Here is a 16,632-nt window from a genome sequence, read left to right as displayed (position 1 = left end):
TTTCCGCGTTCTCGTGCGCGGACGTTGTGCAGGCATTGTGCCGCAACTGGTGTGCCGGGCGATGCGACATCGGCCGTTTGTCCCACTCTGAAGGGGGGGAGGGTAGCCGAACGCCTTAACTTTCCTGACACGATGGTCGATATGCAGAAGAAAGAGGGAGTTCCCAAGGGCGGGCCTACCGCCCGCACCCATATGGACGCCACTTCTGCAAAGCGGCCTGACCGTTCCGAATCGGATCTCATGGAGACGCGGCCGCTACCGCTCGCTGACGACCGCTACGAGGCGCTCGTCCGGCAGATGCCGGATGCGCTGTACATCGTGGCGGACGACATCATCGTTTTCATCAACGAGGCGGGCGTGCGGCTGTTCGGGGCGGAAAGTGCGCGCGATATTGTCGGCCGGGAGCTGGACGAGTTCGTGCATGGCAACTCCGTGCAGCTTGCCCGCCAGCGCCGCGAGTGGATGGTGACGCACAGTGCTGGCCTGCCGCCCGTCGAGCAGACCCTGCTGCGCTGCGACGGCACGCCCGTCGACGTCGAGGTGCTCTCCGCGCCCGTGCAACTGGGGTGGCGCACCGCGATCCAGGTGGTGGCACGCGATATCAGCCAGCGCAAGCACGCCGAGCAGGCGCTGCGCGAATCCGAAGCCAATTACCGGACGCTTGCCGTGGAGACCGCGCGCGCCAAGGAACTGCTGCGCTGCGAAAAGACCGTGCTCGAAATGAGCTCGCGCAATGTGCGGCTACCTGACCTGTTGGCCGAGGTATGCCGCCTCGTCGAGGCTTTGCTGGATGACGGCGCCGTCTGTTCGGTGCTGCTCTCCAGCGATAGCCGGCACATTACGCAGGCGGTGGCGCCGTCATTGCCCCCTACGCTGTCGCAAGCGTTGATCGGCCTCGAGCTCGGGCCCGCGGTCGGGTCATGCGGTACGGCCATGTTCCTCAACAAGCGCGTGGTGGTGGAAGACATCGACGCCGACACGCTGTGGGATGGCTACCGCGACCTCGTGGCGCCGCTTGGCCTGCGCGCGTGCTGGTCGACCCCCATCCGCGGCGACAACGCCCAGATGATCGGCGCCATGGGCATCTATTACGATGCGCCCCGCGCGCCTACCGCCGACGCGATGGGTCTGCTTGATGGCATCACCGACATCATTGGCGTGGCGGTCCAGAAGGCCCATATCGCGCGCGAGCTCCAGGAGAGCGAGGAGCGTTACCGGCTCGCCGTGGACAACCTGACCGAAGGTATCGTCGTACAGGCCGCCGACGGCACCATCCTCGCGTGCAACCCGAGCGCGCGGCGCATCCTGCGTGCGGGCAACCGCTCGCCGGTGGGCTCGAGCCACCTCACGTTGATGCGCCGCTCGTTGCGCGAGGATGGCAGCGAGATTCCCTTCGTCGAACGTCCCACGCACGTGGCGCTGAACACCGGCCGGCCCCTGCTGGGGCTGACCATCGGCCTGGAGCTGGTCGACGGCGAGGTGGTCTGGGTGCACGAGAACGTGCTGCCGATCGTGCGCCCGGGGGACGATGCGCCAAGCGCGGTGCTGATCTCGTTCAACGACATCGGCCCCGCGCGCGCGGCACAGCAGCAGCTCACCTTCCTCGCGCAGCGTGATGCGCTGACCGGGTTGTACAACCGCGCGTATTTCTCGCAGCGCATGCAGGCCGTCATGGAGCAGTCGGCTGAAGACGGCCAGCAGGTGGCGGTGCTGTTTCTGGACCTCGACGGCTTCAAGCAGGTCAACGATACCGCCGGGCACGAGGCGGGTGACCATCTGCTGCGGATCGTGGCACAGCGCTTGTCGGCCTGCGTGCGCCAGACCGACACGCTGGCGCGTCTGGGCGGTGACGAATTCGTCGTGCTGCTCGACAACGTGCGCTCGCTGGCCGAAGCCGAGCGTCTGGCCACGCGGATCATCGAAGCGATTGCGCAGCCGTTCTCGACGGGCGGCACCGAGTACTACCTGGGCGCATCCATCGGGATTGCGGCGTATCCGGAGCACGGCAGCGATGCCGCCACGCTGCTGCGCTGCGCCGACGCTGCCATGTACAACGCCAAGCACAACGGGCGCAACCAGCACCGCGTGTACACCGCGCGCCTGTCGCAACGCGCGCAGCGGCGCTTCCAGCTCGAATACCACCTGCGCCGGGCACTGGCCGCCGACGAGATGTCGCTGCGCTTTCAGCCCATCGTCGATGCCACGTCGATGGACATCGTCGGCGCGGAGGTGCTGCTGCGCTGGCACAGCACGGAACTGGGCGAAGTGTCGCCAGCCGAGTTCATTCCCGTGGCCGAAGACGCGGGCCTGATCAGCGACATCGGCGAATGGGTGCTGGCCCAGGCCTGCCGGCAGGCGGCCCACTGGCGCGCGACATGCATGCCCGACTTCTTCGTGGCCGTGAACCTGTCGCCGCGCCAGTTTGGCGAAGCGCTGGTGCCGACCATCACGCGCTGTCTGACCGAGGCCGGACTACCCGCCAAGGCGCTGGAGATGGAAATCACCGAGGGTCTGCTCATGCGCGACACCGCCGCCGTGATTCCGGTGCTCGACGCGCTGACCGCGTTGGGGGTCCGCATTTCGATCGACGATTTCGGCACGGGCTACTCGTCGCTGTCCTATCTGCAGCGCTTTCCGATCGACAACCTGAAGGTGGATCGCTCGTTTGTGTCCGGGATCCCGCGCCATCGCGATTCCGTCGTGATCTCGCGCGCGGTGGTGGCGATGGCCGCGTCGCTCGACATGACCGTCACCGCCGAGGGTGTCGAGACGCTCGAACAGGCCGAATTCCTGCAGGCGGCCGGCTGCGACAAGCTGCAGGGCTTCCTGTTTGGCGCGCCCATGACGGCCGCCGCATACGAGGCACGTCTGCGCCGGGGCGCCACCGCGCCGCCGCTCCAAGAAAAGGCAGGCGACGCCGCTCAAGCGCCTGGCCCCCTGGGCCGATAAACCCTCAAGGGGTGCCCAAGGTGCCGGCCGAACAACACGATCCATTGGAGACCAACACACGTGAAGCGATTTGCCTGGGGCCGTGGCCCGAATGCTTCTCCTGAACTCGTCGCCCGCATTGCCGAGGAGGCCGGCCGTGTGGGCATGGGCATCTGCGAAGTGTCCGGCAACGTGGAGGATGTGGCCGTGCGCCTGCGTCGTCAGGCCGAGGTGTTCGACCAGTTGCGCAATGCCGCCGATATCACGATGCGCGGCAACCACGACATCGCCGTAGCGGCGGCCCACGCCCGCGAAGTGGCTTCACACGCCAGCGAGGAGGTGAGCGGCTCGCGTGCCACGGTCGACGCATCGCTGCATGACATCCGTGAGCTGGCGGTCGGCGTGGCGAGCATGGAGCGGCAGATCGCCGACCTGCGCGAGGCCTTGGTGCAGGTGGCGCAGGCAGCCGAGCAGATCTCCCAGATTGCCAGGCAGACCAACCTGCTGGCCATCAACGCCGCCATTGAAGCGGCGCGTGCCGGCGAATCAGGCCGCAGCTTCGCGGTCGTTGCGGGCGCCGTCAAGCAGCTCGCGGGCCAGACCGCCGACGCCACCCGGCGCATCGAAACGACCCTGGCCGACTTGTCCGGCCAGACCGAAAGACTGATCGGAGACAGTAGTGCCAACGTCGCGCGTGCGCAGCGCGTGGATGTGGGCACGCAGGCCATTGGCGCCGTGATCGGCGTGGCGGGCGAGGCCATCGCGCGCTTCGATGCCGAGGCCACCAGCATTGCAGAATCCACGGCCGCCATCGAATCCGAATGCGCGTCACTGGCGCATGAAGTGGACGCGATGGCCGAGGGCGTGAAGCAATCGAGCCACAACATCGACAGCGCCCAGCAGCAGCTCTCGGGTCTGCTCGGGTCTTCGGAAACGCTGATCCGGCTGACGGCCTCCACCGGCGTGCAGAGCGCCGATACGCCGTTCATCGACGCCGTGCAGGCGGGCGCGCGCAAGATCAGCGCGCTGTTCGAGACGGCGCTCTCGCGCGGCGACATCAGCGAAGGCGATCTGTTTGACCGCGCATACCAGCCGATGCCCAATACCGACCCGCCGCAGCATCTGGCACGCTTTACCCCGTTCACCGATCGCGTGCTGCCTGCCGTGCAAGAGCCGTTGCTCAAGCTCGACCCGCGCGTCGTGTTTTGCGCGGCGGTCGATACCAACGGTTATCTGCCAACGCACAACCTGCAGTTTTCGCAGCCGCAGGGCAACGATCCGGCATGGAACGCCGCCAACAGCCGCAACCGCCGGGTGTTTGCCGACCGCACCGGACTGGGTGCAGCGCGCAACACCGAAGCCTTCCTGCTGCAGACATACCGTCGCGACATGGGCAACGGTACCTTCGCGATGATGAAGGACGTGTCCGCGCCCATCTATGTGAAGGGCCGGCACTGGGGGGGGTTGCGCATCGGCTACAAGGTGGCGGGGTAGCAATCGCCGGCAGCGGCACCTCCCTGGCTTGCTTGGCTGCCGGCGGATCGGTCGCCCGTAACGCCGATGCCGGGCGCCGCATGGGCAGGCGACGGCCAAACCGTCGCGGCGTGTGCTTTCGAGTGCGCTTGTCAGCCGGTCAGCGCAACGCCGCTTCCACTGCCCGGCCCACCCGCAGGATGCGTGCATCGTCATTGGCCAGGCCGCACAGCGAGAGGCCGACCGGCAGTTCGCCGACGGCGTGGACGGGCAGGGTCAGCGCGCAGCCGTCCAGGAAATTGATCACGCTCGGATTGCGCAGCGCCAGCGCGTTGGTGCGGAAGAACTGGGCGTCGTCGGCTTCCAGTGACGCAACTTCGGGCGGCACGATTGCCACGGTCGGCATCAGCCACGCGTCGAGGTTGCCGAGCCGTTTGCGCGCGATGGCAATCATGCGGGCGCGCGCCTCCATCACGTCGATGTATGCGGCGGCGCTCATCTGTTCGCCTCGGCGGATGCGCGCGGCGACGCGCGGGTCGTACTGCGCTTCGGCGCGCGCCAGGAGTGGCCTGTGCCACGCCCATGCCTGCGCCGCCGTCAATCCGTCACCGCCATTGATGTCGGGCAACTGGAGCAGTTCGGGGAACTCAAAGCGCACGATGCGCGCGCCGGCGCGTTCGAGTCGTTCCACGGCACGGCAGAACGCCGTGTGTACCGTGTCGTCGACGTCCGCGCCCACGTAGTCTTGCGTGATGCCAAGGCGCAAGCCTGCCAGCGGTACCGCCTCGGAATCCAGCGTTTCGCCGCTCAGGACGGCATCCACGATGGCGCAGCAGTCCACCGAATTGGCGAGCGGCCCGGCCGAGTCGAGCGAAGTGGACAGCGGTACGCCGCCTGTCATCGGCACGCGGCGCGCGGTGGGCTTGAAGCCTGTGAGCGCGCAGAACGCAGACGGAATGCGGATCGAGCCGCCGGTGTCGGTGCCCAGCGCGGCGACGGCCATGCCGCCTGCCACCGTCACCGCGCCGCCCGAGGTGGAGCCACCGGCCACGCGTGTGCCGTCCACCGGGGTGCGCGGCGTGCCGTAGTGCGGGTTCAGCCCGAGGCCGGAGAATGCGAATTCGCTCATGTTGGTGCGGCCGAGCAGCACGGCACCCGCAGCGCGCAGCCGGGCCACCGCTGCGGCATCCGCCGTTGCCGGCGGCTGGTGCGCCAGCGCACGCGAGCCCGCGGACGTGACCTGGCCGGCCACGTCAAACAAGTCCTTGATGGAGACCGGCAGCCCGGCCAGCAGCGACGGTACGTTGCCTGCTGCACGGGCGGTATCGGCAGCGCGTGCCATGGCGAGCGCCGCCTGCGCATCGAGGCTCACATACGCGGACCCGCCGGCGGCGCGATGGCGCTTTGCATGCTCGAGCGCGGCCTCGGTGAGCGCGACGCTGGTGGTGCGGCCGGCGGCCAGGTCGGCGGCCAGCGAGCGGATCATGTTCGGGCGGGGGGTCATCATCTGTGAGGCTCCGTTGGGTGGGGCGCTTCAGCCAGCCGAGTCTGGCCTTGCCGAGCAGCTCGCCTGGCCGCGGCGCTCGATGCCGACGTGGCCGGGTGAGCTTGGCGCTCTCCGGGGCATGCCCGACGGGCGTGATGGCACCCGGCCAAGACGTGAGGGATCCGGCGCGCGTTGGATCTCCAAAAAAGTCGCGTGATAGTGCTGTGATATCTCGCGGAGCGTCAAGCGGCCCATGCATCGCGATCGCTTCTGTCTAGGGATTGTCCTGAGCGCATCAGCGCTGGACTGCGCCGAAATTCGTTATAGACTGCAACAAATTTTATGGAGACAGCCATGAAGATCGCCATCATCGGCGCGGGCATCGGCGGCCTCACGCTCGCTCTGATGGCGCAGCGCCAGGGTTTCGAGGTCGAGGTGTGGGAAGCGGTGCAGACGTTGCGGCCGCTGGGTGTGGGCATCAACCTGCTGCCCCACGCGGCGCGCCAGTTGTGTGAACTCGGCCTGGAAGACACGCTCGGGGCGCTGGCCATCCGCACATCCGCGCTGGCTTACTACAACCGCTTTGGTCAACCGATCTGGCATGAGCCGCGCGGGCTGGCGGCGGGATACGACTGGCCGCAGTTTTCCATCCACCGCGGTGAATTCCAGATGGCACTGGCCGACGCCGTCGCGGAACGCCTCGGTCCAGATTGCATCCGCCTGGGCCACAGCTTCGAGGCGATTCAGTCGACCGCAGAAAAGGGTGGCCCGGTGCGCTTCACGCTGCGCGATCGCACCAATGACACCATCGTCGAATCGTCGGCCGATGTGCTGGTCGGTGCGGACGGCATCCATTCCGCGGTGCGGCGGCAGTTCTACCCCACTGGCGATGCGCCGCGCTTTGCGGGCCGCATGCTCTGGCGCGCCGTGACCGAAGCGGCGCCGTACCTGGATGGCCGCACGATGTTCATGGCGGGTCACCAGGACCAGAAGTTCGTCGCCTATCCGATCTCCGAGCCGCTGCGCCAGCAGGGCCGCTCGCGCATCAACTGGATCGCAGAACTGCGTGTGCCCGACGAGGCGCCCCCACGCAGCGACTGGAACCGCGAGGTGGACCGCGCGATCTTCCGAAGCGCCTTCGCCGACTGGAAATGGGACTGGATCGATATTCCCGCGCTGATCGACGGCGCGCAGGCGGTGTACGAGTTTCCGCTCGTCGACAAGGACCCGCTGCCGCGCTGGACATTCGGCCGCGTCACGCTGCTCGGCGACGCGGCGCATCCGATGTACCCGATCGGCTCGAACGGCAGCGCACAGGCCATTCTCGATGCGCGCGCGCTGGTGGATTGCCTGCTCGCCACGCGCGACACCGCCATCGCCCTGCGCGAATATGAAGCCGACCGTCTGCCGCGCACCGCCGGCATCGTGCTGCGCAATCGCCTGAATGGTCCGGAGCAGGTCATGCAGCTGGCACACGAACGCGCGCCGCAAGGCTTTGCCCGCATCGAGGACGTGATACCGCGCACCGAGCTGGAAGCCATTGCCATGCGCTACAAGAAGCTGGCCGGTTTTGATCCGCAATCGCTGCGCGAGCAGCCGCCCATGCCTGGCCGCGCCCGCACACCGGCCTGAACCACCGCCAACCATCGACCAGAAAAGAAGAGGGGACCATGACCATCCGCCGCACCATCTGCGCCGCCGCCGCGCTGCTGCTTGCCAGTGCCGCCCATGCCGAGATTGTCGTCGGCGTGAGCCTGTCGACCACGGGGCCATCGGCGTCGCTCGGCATCACCCAGAAGAACTCGCTGGCGTTCTATCCGGATTCGATCGGCGGCGAAAAGCTGCGCCTGGTGGTGGTAGACGATGCCTCCGACCCGGCGACCGGCACGCGCATGGCGCGCAAGCTGGTCACGGAGGACCATGTCGACGTGATCGTCGGCTCGTCGGCCGTGGCACCGTCGATAGCGATTGCCGAAGTCGCCACCGAATCGCAGACGCCGCAGTTGGCGCTGGCGCCCGTAGAGCTGAAACCTGGCAGGGGGGACTGGACATTCCGCCTGGCGCAGCCCATCTTGCTGATGGCCGAGGCGATTGCCGCGCGCATGGCATCGAGCGGGATCAAGACGGTCGGCTTCATCGGCTTTGCCGACGCGTACGGCGAGAGCTGGCTCAAGGACTTTTCGGCCGTCGCGACGTCGCGCGGGTTGAAGGTGATCGACGTGGAGCGCTACGCACGCGCCGACACCAACGTCACCGGCCAGGTCGCCAAGCTCATCAGCCTGAAGCCCGACGCGATCCTGGTGGCGGGTGCCGGCACAGGGGCGGCGCTGCCGCACACGGCGTTGCGCGATCGCGGTTACGCAGGACCGATCTATCAGACGCATGGCGCGGCCACCAAGGACCTCATCCGCATCGGCGGCAAGGCGGTCGACGGTGCCATCCTGCCTGCGGGGCCAGTCATCGTGGCCGAGCAGTTGCCTGGCAGCCATCCGAGCAAGAAGACAGCGCTGGAGTACGTGACGCGCTATGAAAAGGCAAATGGCCCCGACACCCGCACCCAGTTTGGCGCCCATACGTGGGATGCCCTGCAGGTGCTGCAGCGGATCGTGCCGGTCGCGCTCAAGCACGCCAAGCCCGGTACGCCGGAATTCCGCCGCGCACTCAAGGCCGCGCTGGAATCGGAGCATGACATCGTCGTCTCGCATGGCGTGCTCAACTACACCGCTACCGACCACTTCGGCTTCGATGCGCGCGGGCGCGTGCTGCTGACCATCGACCACGGTAAATGGAAGCTGCTCAATTGAGGCGCGTTCGCGCGGATGGTCGACGGGCGCATCGCCGACGATAATCCGGGAGTCTTTCATCATCGCTGCCGCCATGCCACGCCGTTCCAAAGCCGACGACCTCTACCCCGCCGTGGCCGAATCCGGCCATTTCAACCCGCACGTGGCGGACGTGGAGTACGGCGCGCTCGATGGCCTGGTGGGCTACGCGGTGCGCCGCGCACAGCTCCACATCTACGAGGATTTCGTGCGCTCGCTGCAGGCGTGGAACATCACGCCGCCGCGCTTCTCGGCCATGACCGTGATCGCGCACAACCCCAACCTGAAGCTGACCGAGCTGGCCAGCATCCTCGGGGTGGCGCGCTCGGGCGCGGTGCTGCTGGTCGATACGCTGCAAGCGATGGGCATGGTGGAGCGGCTGCCGTCGCCCACCGACCGCCGGGCCTTCCGGCTGGTGCTCACCGCCAAGGGAGTCCTCACGCTCGAAGAGATCACCCGCGCCGTCACTGCGCACGATGCCAGGGTGACGGCGCATCTGTCCGGCGGTGAGCGGCAGACGCTGCTGGCGCTGCTCAACAAGCTGGCAGCCGGTCCCGCGCAAGCTGCATGAAAAACGGCCCGGGGCAGAAGCCGCTCCCGGGCCGATGGCCGTTGCTGGTGGCACGCTGCAATTGTCAGCGCCTGTCGGCGTCAATGGCCTTTTGCCAGAGGTCCTTGTCGGGCGGGTACAGCGAATCGAAATGCTCGCGCAGCGCGCAGATTTCCTGGACGATCTCGAACGGAAAGCCCTGGCGGCCGCCGCGGTCGTCCATCTGCAGGCTGTTCAGGTAGCGCCGGCAGCCGATGAAATCAGCCCACTTGGCGGCGATGGTGTTGATGATGCGCGGGAACTTGCGGCCCAATTCAATGGGACGGACCTCATCGGGCAGGGACGCCAGCCAGCGGATGGCATCGCGGTTGAGCGCGAAATCATCGGGGCCGGCCTGCTTGCGGTGGGATGTGGGATCGTGAGTCATGTCGGATGCGCATCCTTGGACGGTAGTGTACGCCGCCTGCATCCAATCGCCAGCCCGACACGCGAGGGTCTTGACGCACGCCGCCGTTTGCCCGGAGCGCGGTAGCGCGTGATGTGCCCTGCACGGAACTGCCCGCCTGCGCGCCGCTCGGGCCACTTTTGCCTCAAGTTTTATGCGGGGACGCCGATAAACCGACGGGGTGGACTCGCTTGTGGGCCAGAGCACCCACGCATAGCAGCGAACACGGCACCCGTGTCGGCTGGTGCACCGCTCCCATTTCATTCAAAAAACCGGACTTTCGAGCCGAGGCAGGCAGGTATGAAGCGAATCGATGCGAACCAATTGCGTGTCGGTATGTTTGTGACGAAGCTGGGCGGGTCCTGGCTGAAGCATCCGTTCTGGCGTTCGCAGTTCCAGTTGTCGCACCAGGGTCAGATCGACGACATCCTGAAGGCCGGCATTGCCGAAATCTGGATCGATCCCGAACGCGGCGAGGACGTCCTTCCCAAGGCGCTGATGCCCGCTCCGGCGCCGGCGGCTGCGCCGGAACCCGAGCCGCTGACCCGCGAAAGCGTGGCGGCGCGTCCCCCGCTGACGCCCACATCGCTCAAGGAAGAGTGGAAGCATGCCCAGCAACTCATGCAGAGCGGCAAGGCCGTGCTGGGCCACATGTTTGCCGAAGCGCGCATGGGCCGGGCGCTGCAGACCGACAAGGCGCTGCTGCTCGTGGACGACGTCTCCAACTCGCTGGCGCGCAATTCCTACGCGCTCATCGCGCTGGCGCGTCTGAAGAACAAGGATGATTACACCTACCTGCATTCGTTTGCCGTCTGCGCGCTGATGGTGGCGCTGGCCAAGACGCTGGGCCTGCCCGAAGACGAGATCCGTGAATGCGGGCTGGGCGGGCTGGTGCACGATATCGGCAAGTCGGCCATGCCTCGCACGCTGCTCGACAAGAGCACGGCGCTCACCAAGGACGAGCTGGCGCTGCTGCAGACCCACGCCGTGGGGGGGCACCACCTGCTGATCGGCACCGGGCAGTTCAGTGAAATCGCGCGCGAGATCTGCCTGCACCATCACGAGCGCATCGACGGCAGCGGCTACCCCGACGCGCTGAAGGCCGACGGCATCAGCCTGTGGGCGAAGATGGGCGCCATCTGCGATGTGTACGACACGCTTACCTCGAGCAGCCCCTACCACCATGCGTGGTCGCCGGCGCAGGCGCTCAAATACATGATGGCGCGCACCGACACCCAGTTCGATCGCACCGTGTTCCAGGCCTTCACGCGCAGCGTGGGCATTTACCCGGTCGGCACGCTGGTCAAGCTGCGCACGAACCGGCTGGGCGTGGTCGTCAACCAGAACGAGGCGTCGGCGCTCAAGCCTGACGTCGTCGTCTTCTATTCGGGCAACACCAAGACGCGCGTGCGTCCGGAACGCATCAGCCTGAGCAAGTCCGACGACGTGATCATCACCGTGGAAGACGCGACCACCTGGGGCCTGTCGGACGAGGAAGTCTCCGACATGTGCCTGGTCTGACCCGCTGGCGCGGCGGGTGCGGTCCGGATTGCAAGCCGTCTTCGCCTTCTGAACACGGCTGGGAGCGTGTTTCGTGAAGCAGCATGCCGCGCGCCTGGCAAGTCCCCTCGGCCAATGTGTATTTTTATTAACACGGATTTCAACAAACTTCATGGCATACCCCTCTAAAGTGGGGTACGGTTGAGTCGTTGGTTTTTACAGTGCTGAACACTCGCCATCCATCAGAGCGATGTCGGCGACCTGCCAAACAAACGATTCAGTCTTCCGGGGGGTGACATGAACGTTTCCAATCTGCTGCATGCGGCCTCGCACTGGTTAATCCAGTCGCGAGCCTTCAACGTCACGCAATCGGTCGCGCACCACCGTACCGAGAGCGATGCGTTGTCGCACTGGAAACTCGATATCTGGCACAAAAGCGTGCCGTTCCTGTTCGATGCCGGCGTGGCCGAGCCGGCGCACCAGCTCTTTCCCAAACACCTGCCCCACGCCGATTGGGTGGATGATCTTCACCACCACCTGAGCCAGCTCGTGGGCGTGCGTCGTGAACACCGCAAGATCGACATTCGCGCGGTGACAGGGTTGGCGCAATCGCCGTGCTCGGTGCATTCGTTTCCGAGCATGCTGGTGTTTGCGCACCAGCATTGCCGCCGCATTCCGCATAGCACCGACGCGGATTTCGAGGCCAACAAGCGCCACGTGTTCCGGTATGCGGACCAGCCCAACCTGTTCCGCGCCTACGATTTTGCCGGCGGCGAGCTGTTCTACATGAATGAGTGGGGCGCGCACCATTTCGCGGCGCTGGCGCTGCAGGCACGTACGCAGAACCGAGCGCTGCTGGTCGATGCCGAGGTTCGCCATGCACGCTCCGCCTTGGGGCTGCGCCGGCTGCTCGACGGCTTCTACGTGATCGGCGCACGCCGGCAGGCCCAGCAGCGTTATGGCACCCGTCTGTCGGAGGCGCTTGCCCATCACCAGGTGCCGCATCGCTGGATGCATGGCCGGCGTGAGACCGAAGGCTTCGAACTCTGCTTCCTGCCCAAGTCGGACCGCTTTGCCCATTGCGTGGGCGAGCAGCTTGTGCGCGACGGCTGGTTCGACTATGGCGCCTGGCTCGCCAGCCTGCACGATGCCACCGAAGTGGGCGCGCCCGCCCAACGCGAAGAGACGGCCCGCAAGACGCGCTCCAGCTGGACGCGCGTGTCGGTGCCCGCCCTGGGCCTGCCGACTGGCCTTGCGCCCGGCTTTGCACACACGCGCCTGTAATACACGGGCGGTAGGGTATCGGGTTGATCAGCCACCCGCCCGACGGATTGCCGAATCGGGTGGCTGATGTCAGAATTCGCAACTTAGTTGCATTGGCGTGCGGGCTCTGTGGTGCCGCGCATGCCGGCTCCGCCCTCTGATCGTGCGCCCGTACCGCTCCTCCCTCCTGCATCCGCGTTGGCTGGCTTGCCTGTTGACCGTGCTGCTGCTGTTCGGTCAGCAGGGCGCGCTGCGGCATACGCTGTCCCATTGGAGCGAAGAGGCATCCGTTGGGCAACCCGTCACTGCCAGACCCGGTGCCGGCAGCGAGCGCAGCCAGCCCGTGCAGGAGCACGCGGCGTGTCTGCAGTGCGCTGCCTTTGCCGCGCTCGCCGCGGCGTTGCCGATGGTCGTGGCGCTGCGTCTGTCGCATACGCGGCGCTGGCATTTTCCGCACATCGGCTTTCATGCAGCGGCACCGGTCTTCCCGGTCGCCGTGTGTTCGCGCGATCCTCCTTCCTGCCTTTGATCTGTGCCTTGCCCGTTGGCTCGCGCGTTGATGCGCGCGCCGCTGTCTGACGCATTCGCCCGATTCAAAGGTCTTTCATGATTCCGTTCCAGCCCCGCAAGCTGGTGATGGCGCTTGCCGCCGTCCTGCCCTCCGTGGCCGCAGTGACCGCCTTCGCGCAGGAAGCCGCCACGCCGACGCCCGCCGCCTCCGCCACCAGCGTGCGCGACCTCAACGAAACCCGCGTGACCGCCAAGCGCCTGGACGCCGCACGCAATGCGCTGTCGCCCGATACCGGCAGCTCCGTCTACAAGTTCGACACCGACGACATCGCGCGCCTGCCGCAGGGCGATGCCACGCCGCTGAACCAGGTACTGCTGCAGGCGCCCGGCGTCGTGCAGGACGCGTCCGGCCAACTGCACGTGCGTGGCGACCACGCCAACCTGCAGTACCGCATCAATGGCGTGATCATTCCCGAGCCGATCAGCGGCTTCGGCCAGATGCTCGACACGCGCTTCGCCAACCAGATCAACGTGCTGACCGGTGCATTGCCGGCGCAGTACGGCTATCGCACCGCGGGCGTCGTCGATATCCAGACCAAGGGCGCGGCGGGTGACGAAGACGACGAGCCGAAGGCTGTCAGTGGCGAGATCGGCACGGTGCTCGGCAGCAACGCCACGCACCAGGTGAATGCGCAGCTCCAGGGGTCGAAAGACCGCTTCAGCTATTACCTCTCGGGCGTGTTTGTCGAAAACAACCTTGGGATCGAGAACCCCACGGGCAATCGCAACGCCACGCATGACCACACCACGCAGAACAAGTCGTTTGGCATGCTCTCGTACCTGCTCGACAACGATAGCCGCGTGAGTTTCATGTTCGGCACGGCCAACAGCCGCTTCCAGATTCCGACGCGCCCCGGGCTTGAACCGAAGTTCACGCTGGCGGGTGTGGTGCCGCCGGCGTCGGAGGCGCTCGACGCCAACCAGCGAGAGAAGACCGACTTCCAGATCCTCACGTACCAGCAGAAGGTGTCGCCCAAGCTGGACTACCAGGTGTCGCTGTTCCGCCGCGCCAGCCGTATCGATTACATGCCGGACCCGGTGGGCGATCTCGTGTACAACGGCGTGGCCGCCGACATCACGCGCCGCAACGAGGCCTACGGCGTGCAGGGCGACGCCAGCTATAAGCTCAACGACCGGCACACGCTGCGTGCCGGCGTGTTCGTGCAGCGCGAACGCTACGTTGCCGACAACACCTCCAGCGTGTTTGCGGCCAACGCCACCGGTGCGCAGACAAGCACCACGCCGTTCACCATCGTCGATAACCACAGCGGCAGCGGCACGACGATGGGCGTGTACCTGCAGGACGAGTGGAAGCCCACCGACCGTCTCACCGTCAACTACGGCGCGCGCTATGACCACGTCAACACCATCGTCAGCGAGCAGCAGCTCAGCCCGCGCCTGGGTCTGACATACGACATCAGCAGTCGCACGCGCGTCCACGCGGGCTACGCGCGCTACTTCACGCCGCCGCCGACCGAAAAGTTCGACACGACCACGGTGCAGGCCTTCAACGGCACGACGAATGCGCTGCCCTCGGATGCCAACACGGCGGTCAAGTCGGAACGCTCCAACTATTTCGACCTCGGCATCTCGCATCAGCTCTCGCCGCACCTGACACTCGGTCTGGACGCGTACTACCGCGACGTGCGCCACCTGCAGGACGAAGGGCAGTTCGGCAATGCGCTGCTGTACTCGGCCTTCAACTTCGAGCGCGGCCGCATCTATGGCCTGGAAGGCAGCGCCAATTACCGCAACGGCAATTTCGGCGCGTACCTGAACCTGGCGGTATCGCGCGCGCAGGGCAAGGGGATCGAAACGGGCCAGTTCAACTTCGGCGCCGACGAACTGGCCTTCATCAACAACCACTGGGTCAACCTCGACCATGACCAGCGTCTGACCGCATCGGCCGGCGTCTCGTACAAGTATTGGGGGACCACGTGGATGGCCGATGCGCTGTTCGGCACCGGCCTGCGCAACGGCTTTGCCAATACGGATCACCTGCCGGCCTACTGGCAGATGAACCTGGGCGCGGGGCGCGACTTCAACCTCCCAATGCTGGGCAAGTTCAAGACGCGCCTGACCGTGCTCAACGTGTTCGATCGCAGCTATCAGCTGCGCGACGGCACGGGTATCGGCGTGGGGGCGCCGCAGTTCGCGCCGCGGCGCACGTTCCTGCTGTCGGTCAGCAAGCCGTTCTAGGCAAGCGGGCCAGCGTGCGAGGCTGGCCCGTCTCCATCCCTACATCGGCGGGACCATGCCGTCCTTGCCGACCAGCACGCGCTGCGCGGTCAGCACGCCTTGCGCGTCGGCGCGCACGAACATCACGACGTGCGCGCCGGCTTTCAGTTCGTCGCGCCGCCCCGGAGCGAAGGTGACGATCGGTACTTCCGGCGGCACCACGATCCGCTGTTCCCCATCCTTGTACCTGACCGAAAGCGTGCGCCCCCTGGCGCCAGTGACCGGGCCGGCCTGTTCGACCGTGCCGTTGGTCATGCTGCTGTTGGCGCCGAGATCGTATGGGCGATGGCCGTCTCCGGTGCCGCGCATGGCCTCCGGAAAGACGTGGACTTCCAGTGCACGCAGCGTGCCATCCGCCTGCCTGACGGCAGCCGTGCCGATGTAGCTTCCAGCCTGGATGGCCGACGGCTCGATCGGCGCGACCTGCGTCACGCTCACGTTTGCGGGCAGCGCGACGGTGGCCTTGGTGCCCGAGGTGTCGGTCACGTCGACCGCGTTGCCATGCACGGCGTTGATGGTGGCGCGCACGCGCGCGGGCGGCTGCGTGCCTTGTGCGGACACGATCAGCGGGAAGGCCGCGGCGGCAAGCGTCAGCGCGGCGGCACGTATGGAACGGTGGTGACGGGTCATGGGAGGGAGCGGGGTAAGCGCCCAGACGTGGGCGCGGCGGGCCGTGTCCTCTCGTGCGAGGCGCCGGTCCGTCGCCAGTCTAGGCGCGGATGGCGCAGCTTGCTTGGCGTGCATCCGGCGGGGCTGCTAGCCCCGATGCTGGCCCGGCACGCGCCTGCCCTTGTAGGTGGGCCGGCTGCGCCGCATGGTGTCCGACCAGTCCGTTCCGCTGCCCGCGGGCGATTGCACCGGGACATCGCGGGCGCCCGGCTGCGGGTCGATCGGGGCTTCGTCCAGATCGACCGCGTCGGGCGCATCGGCGTCATCGTTTTCGCCAGCGAGGCCGGTCGCGTGCTCGAAGCTTTCGTCGTCGATGGGGAGGTCGACCTGCGGGTCGTTCAGGTCGTGGATGGCGTCGGGCATGATGTCGCCGCCCTCCCGGATGACGGGCTCATGGCCGGCGGCGCGACGCTCCCCGGTGCCGGTGGAATCGGTGTCGCTGTCGAGGTTGGCGTCGCCAAGGTCCGCTCCGGCCGTGCGGTCGGCCGCCTTGCCACGCGGATGGACAACGGGGTCCTCGTCAAAGCGGTCTTCGACGTCGCTGCCCAGGCCCGGGCTGCCCATCACGTCGCTGCCCGAGTCGGAACTGTCGGAGGGGCCGAGTGCATCGGTGCCGTGTCCCTTGCCGGTCTGGGCCGGCGATTCTCCCGTGCGATACAGGTTGCTGGTTGCCATGTGGATTCTCCAT

General features: G+C 66.7%; 13 protein-coding genes. 9 read left to right on the top strand and 4 right to left on the bottom strand.

Translation table 11 applies throughout. The features are described 5' to 3' along the window. Window positions 1–192: 192 nt before the first annotated feature. Window positions 193–2,949: a sensor domain-containing protein gene (locus tag R2N03_RS15445; RefSeq protein WP_316658611.1), complete on the top strand. Its 2,757-nt coding sequence runs from the start codon at window positions 193–195 to the stop codon at window positions 2,947–2,949. Window positions 2,950–3,009: 60 nt separating this feature from the next. After that, the gene (locus R2N03_RS15440; RefSeq protein ID WP_316658530.1) at window positions 3,010–4,422 is read left to right on the top strand and encodes a methyl-accepting chemotaxis protein; all 1,413 of its coding nucleotides are present in this window, start codon (window positions 3,010–3,012) and stop codon (window positions 4,420–4,422) included. A 139-nt stretch (window positions 4,423–4,561) separates the two neighbouring features. On the opposite strand, the gene R2N03_RS15435 is transcribed toward R2N03_RS15440, so the two are convergent. Then, complete coding sequence (locus R2N03_RS15435; protein WP_316658529.1) at window positions 4,562–5,908, bottom strand: amidase; 1,347 nt, start codon at window positions 5,906–5,908, stop codon at window positions 4,562–4,564. A 333-nt stretch (window positions 5,909–6,241) separates the two neighbouring features. Between R2N03_RS15435 and R2N03_RS15430 the strand changes: the two genes are divergently transcribed. The 3 genes from R2N03_RS15430 (at window position 6,242) to R2N03_RS15420 (ending at window position 9,280) form a co-directional block, all read left to right on the top strand. Then, window positions 6,242–7,519, top strand: coding sequence for a flavin-dependent oxidoreductase (locus R2N03_RS15430; protein WP_316658528.1), 1,278 nt, complete (start codon window positions 6,242–6,244; stop codon window positions 7,517–7,519). A 38-nt stretch (window positions 7,520–7,557) separates the two neighbouring features. Next, window positions 7,558–8,691, top strand: a complete 1,134-nt coding sequence (locus R2N03_RS15425; protein WP_316658527.1) for an ABC transporter substrate-binding protein — start codon at window positions 7,558–7,560, stop codon at window positions 8,689–8,691. Between the two features lie 73 nt (window positions 8,692–8,764). Then, complete coding sequence (locus R2N03_RS15420) at window positions 8,765–9,280, top strand: MarR family winged helix-turn-helix transcriptional regulator (protein ID WP_316658526.1); 516 nt, start codon at window positions 8,765–8,767, stop codon at window positions 9,278–9,280. Window positions 9,281–9,344: 64 nt separating this feature from the next. Here R2N03_RS15420 and R2N03_RS15415 read toward each other — a convergent pair whose 3' ends face one another. Then, on the bottom strand, window positions 9,345–9,686 hold the full coding sequence (locus tag R2N03_RS15415) for a hypothetical protein (protein ID WP_316658525.1): 342 nt from the start codon (window positions 9,684–9,686) through the stop codon (window positions 9,345–9,347). 318 nt (window positions 9,687–10,004) lie between these two features. On the opposite strand from R2N03_RS15415, the gene R2N03_RS15410 reads away from it, so the two are divergent. From R2N03_RS15410 to R2N03_RS15395, 4 genes are all read left to right on the top strand, one after another. Further along, entirely contained in the window at window positions 10,005–11,225 is a 1,221-nt protein-coding gene (locus tag R2N03_RS15410; protein WP_316658523.1) for a cyclic di-GMP phosphodiesterase, read from the top strand. A 276-nt stretch (window positions 11,226–11,501) separates the two neighbouring features. Further along, complete coding sequence (locus R2N03_RS15405; protein WP_316658520.1) at window positions 11,502–12,488, top strand: DUF6685 family protein; 987 nt, start codon at window positions 11,502–11,504, stop codon at window positions 12,486–12,488. A 142-nt stretch (window positions 12,489–12,630) separates the two neighbouring features. Further along, a complete protein-coding gene (locus tag R2N03_RS15400) occupies window positions 12,631–12,996 on the top strand; it encodes a hypothetical protein (RefSeq protein WP_316658518.1) in 366 nt (121 codons plus the stop codon). Between the two features lie 77 nt (window positions 12,997–13,073). Next, window positions 13,074–15,236 (top strand): TonB-dependent receptor, encoded by a 2,163-nt coding sequence (locus R2N03_RS15395; protein ID WP_316658516.1) that lies wholly within the window; start codon window positions 13,074–13,076, stop codon window positions 15,234–15,236. A 39-nt stretch (window positions 15,237–15,275) separates the two neighbouring features. Here the strand turns inward: R2N03_RS15395 and R2N03_RS15390 are convergent, their stop codons facing one another. Then, window positions 15,276–15,905: a hypothetical protein gene (locus tag R2N03_RS15390; RefSeq protein ID WP_316658515.1), complete on the bottom strand. Its 630-nt coding sequence runs from the start codon at window positions 15,903–15,905 to the stop codon at window positions 15,276–15,278. Window positions 15,906–16,031: 126 nt separating this feature from the next. Further along, a complete protein-coding gene (locus R2N03_RS15385) occupies window positions 16,032–16,619 on the bottom strand; it encodes a hypothetical protein (RefSeq protein ID WP_316658514.1) in 588 nt (195 codons plus the stop codon). Window positions 16,620–16,632: the final 13 nt, after the last annotated feature.

The sequence above is a fragment of the Ralstonia condita genome (assembly GCF_958405655.1).
GTDB lineage: Bacteria > Pseudomonadota > Gammaproteobacteria > Burkholderiales > Burkholderiaceae > Ralstonia > Ralstonia condita.
The sequence above is the reverse complement of the archived record's forward strand: the minus strand, read 5'-3'. Positions and strand labels throughout refer to the sequence as shown.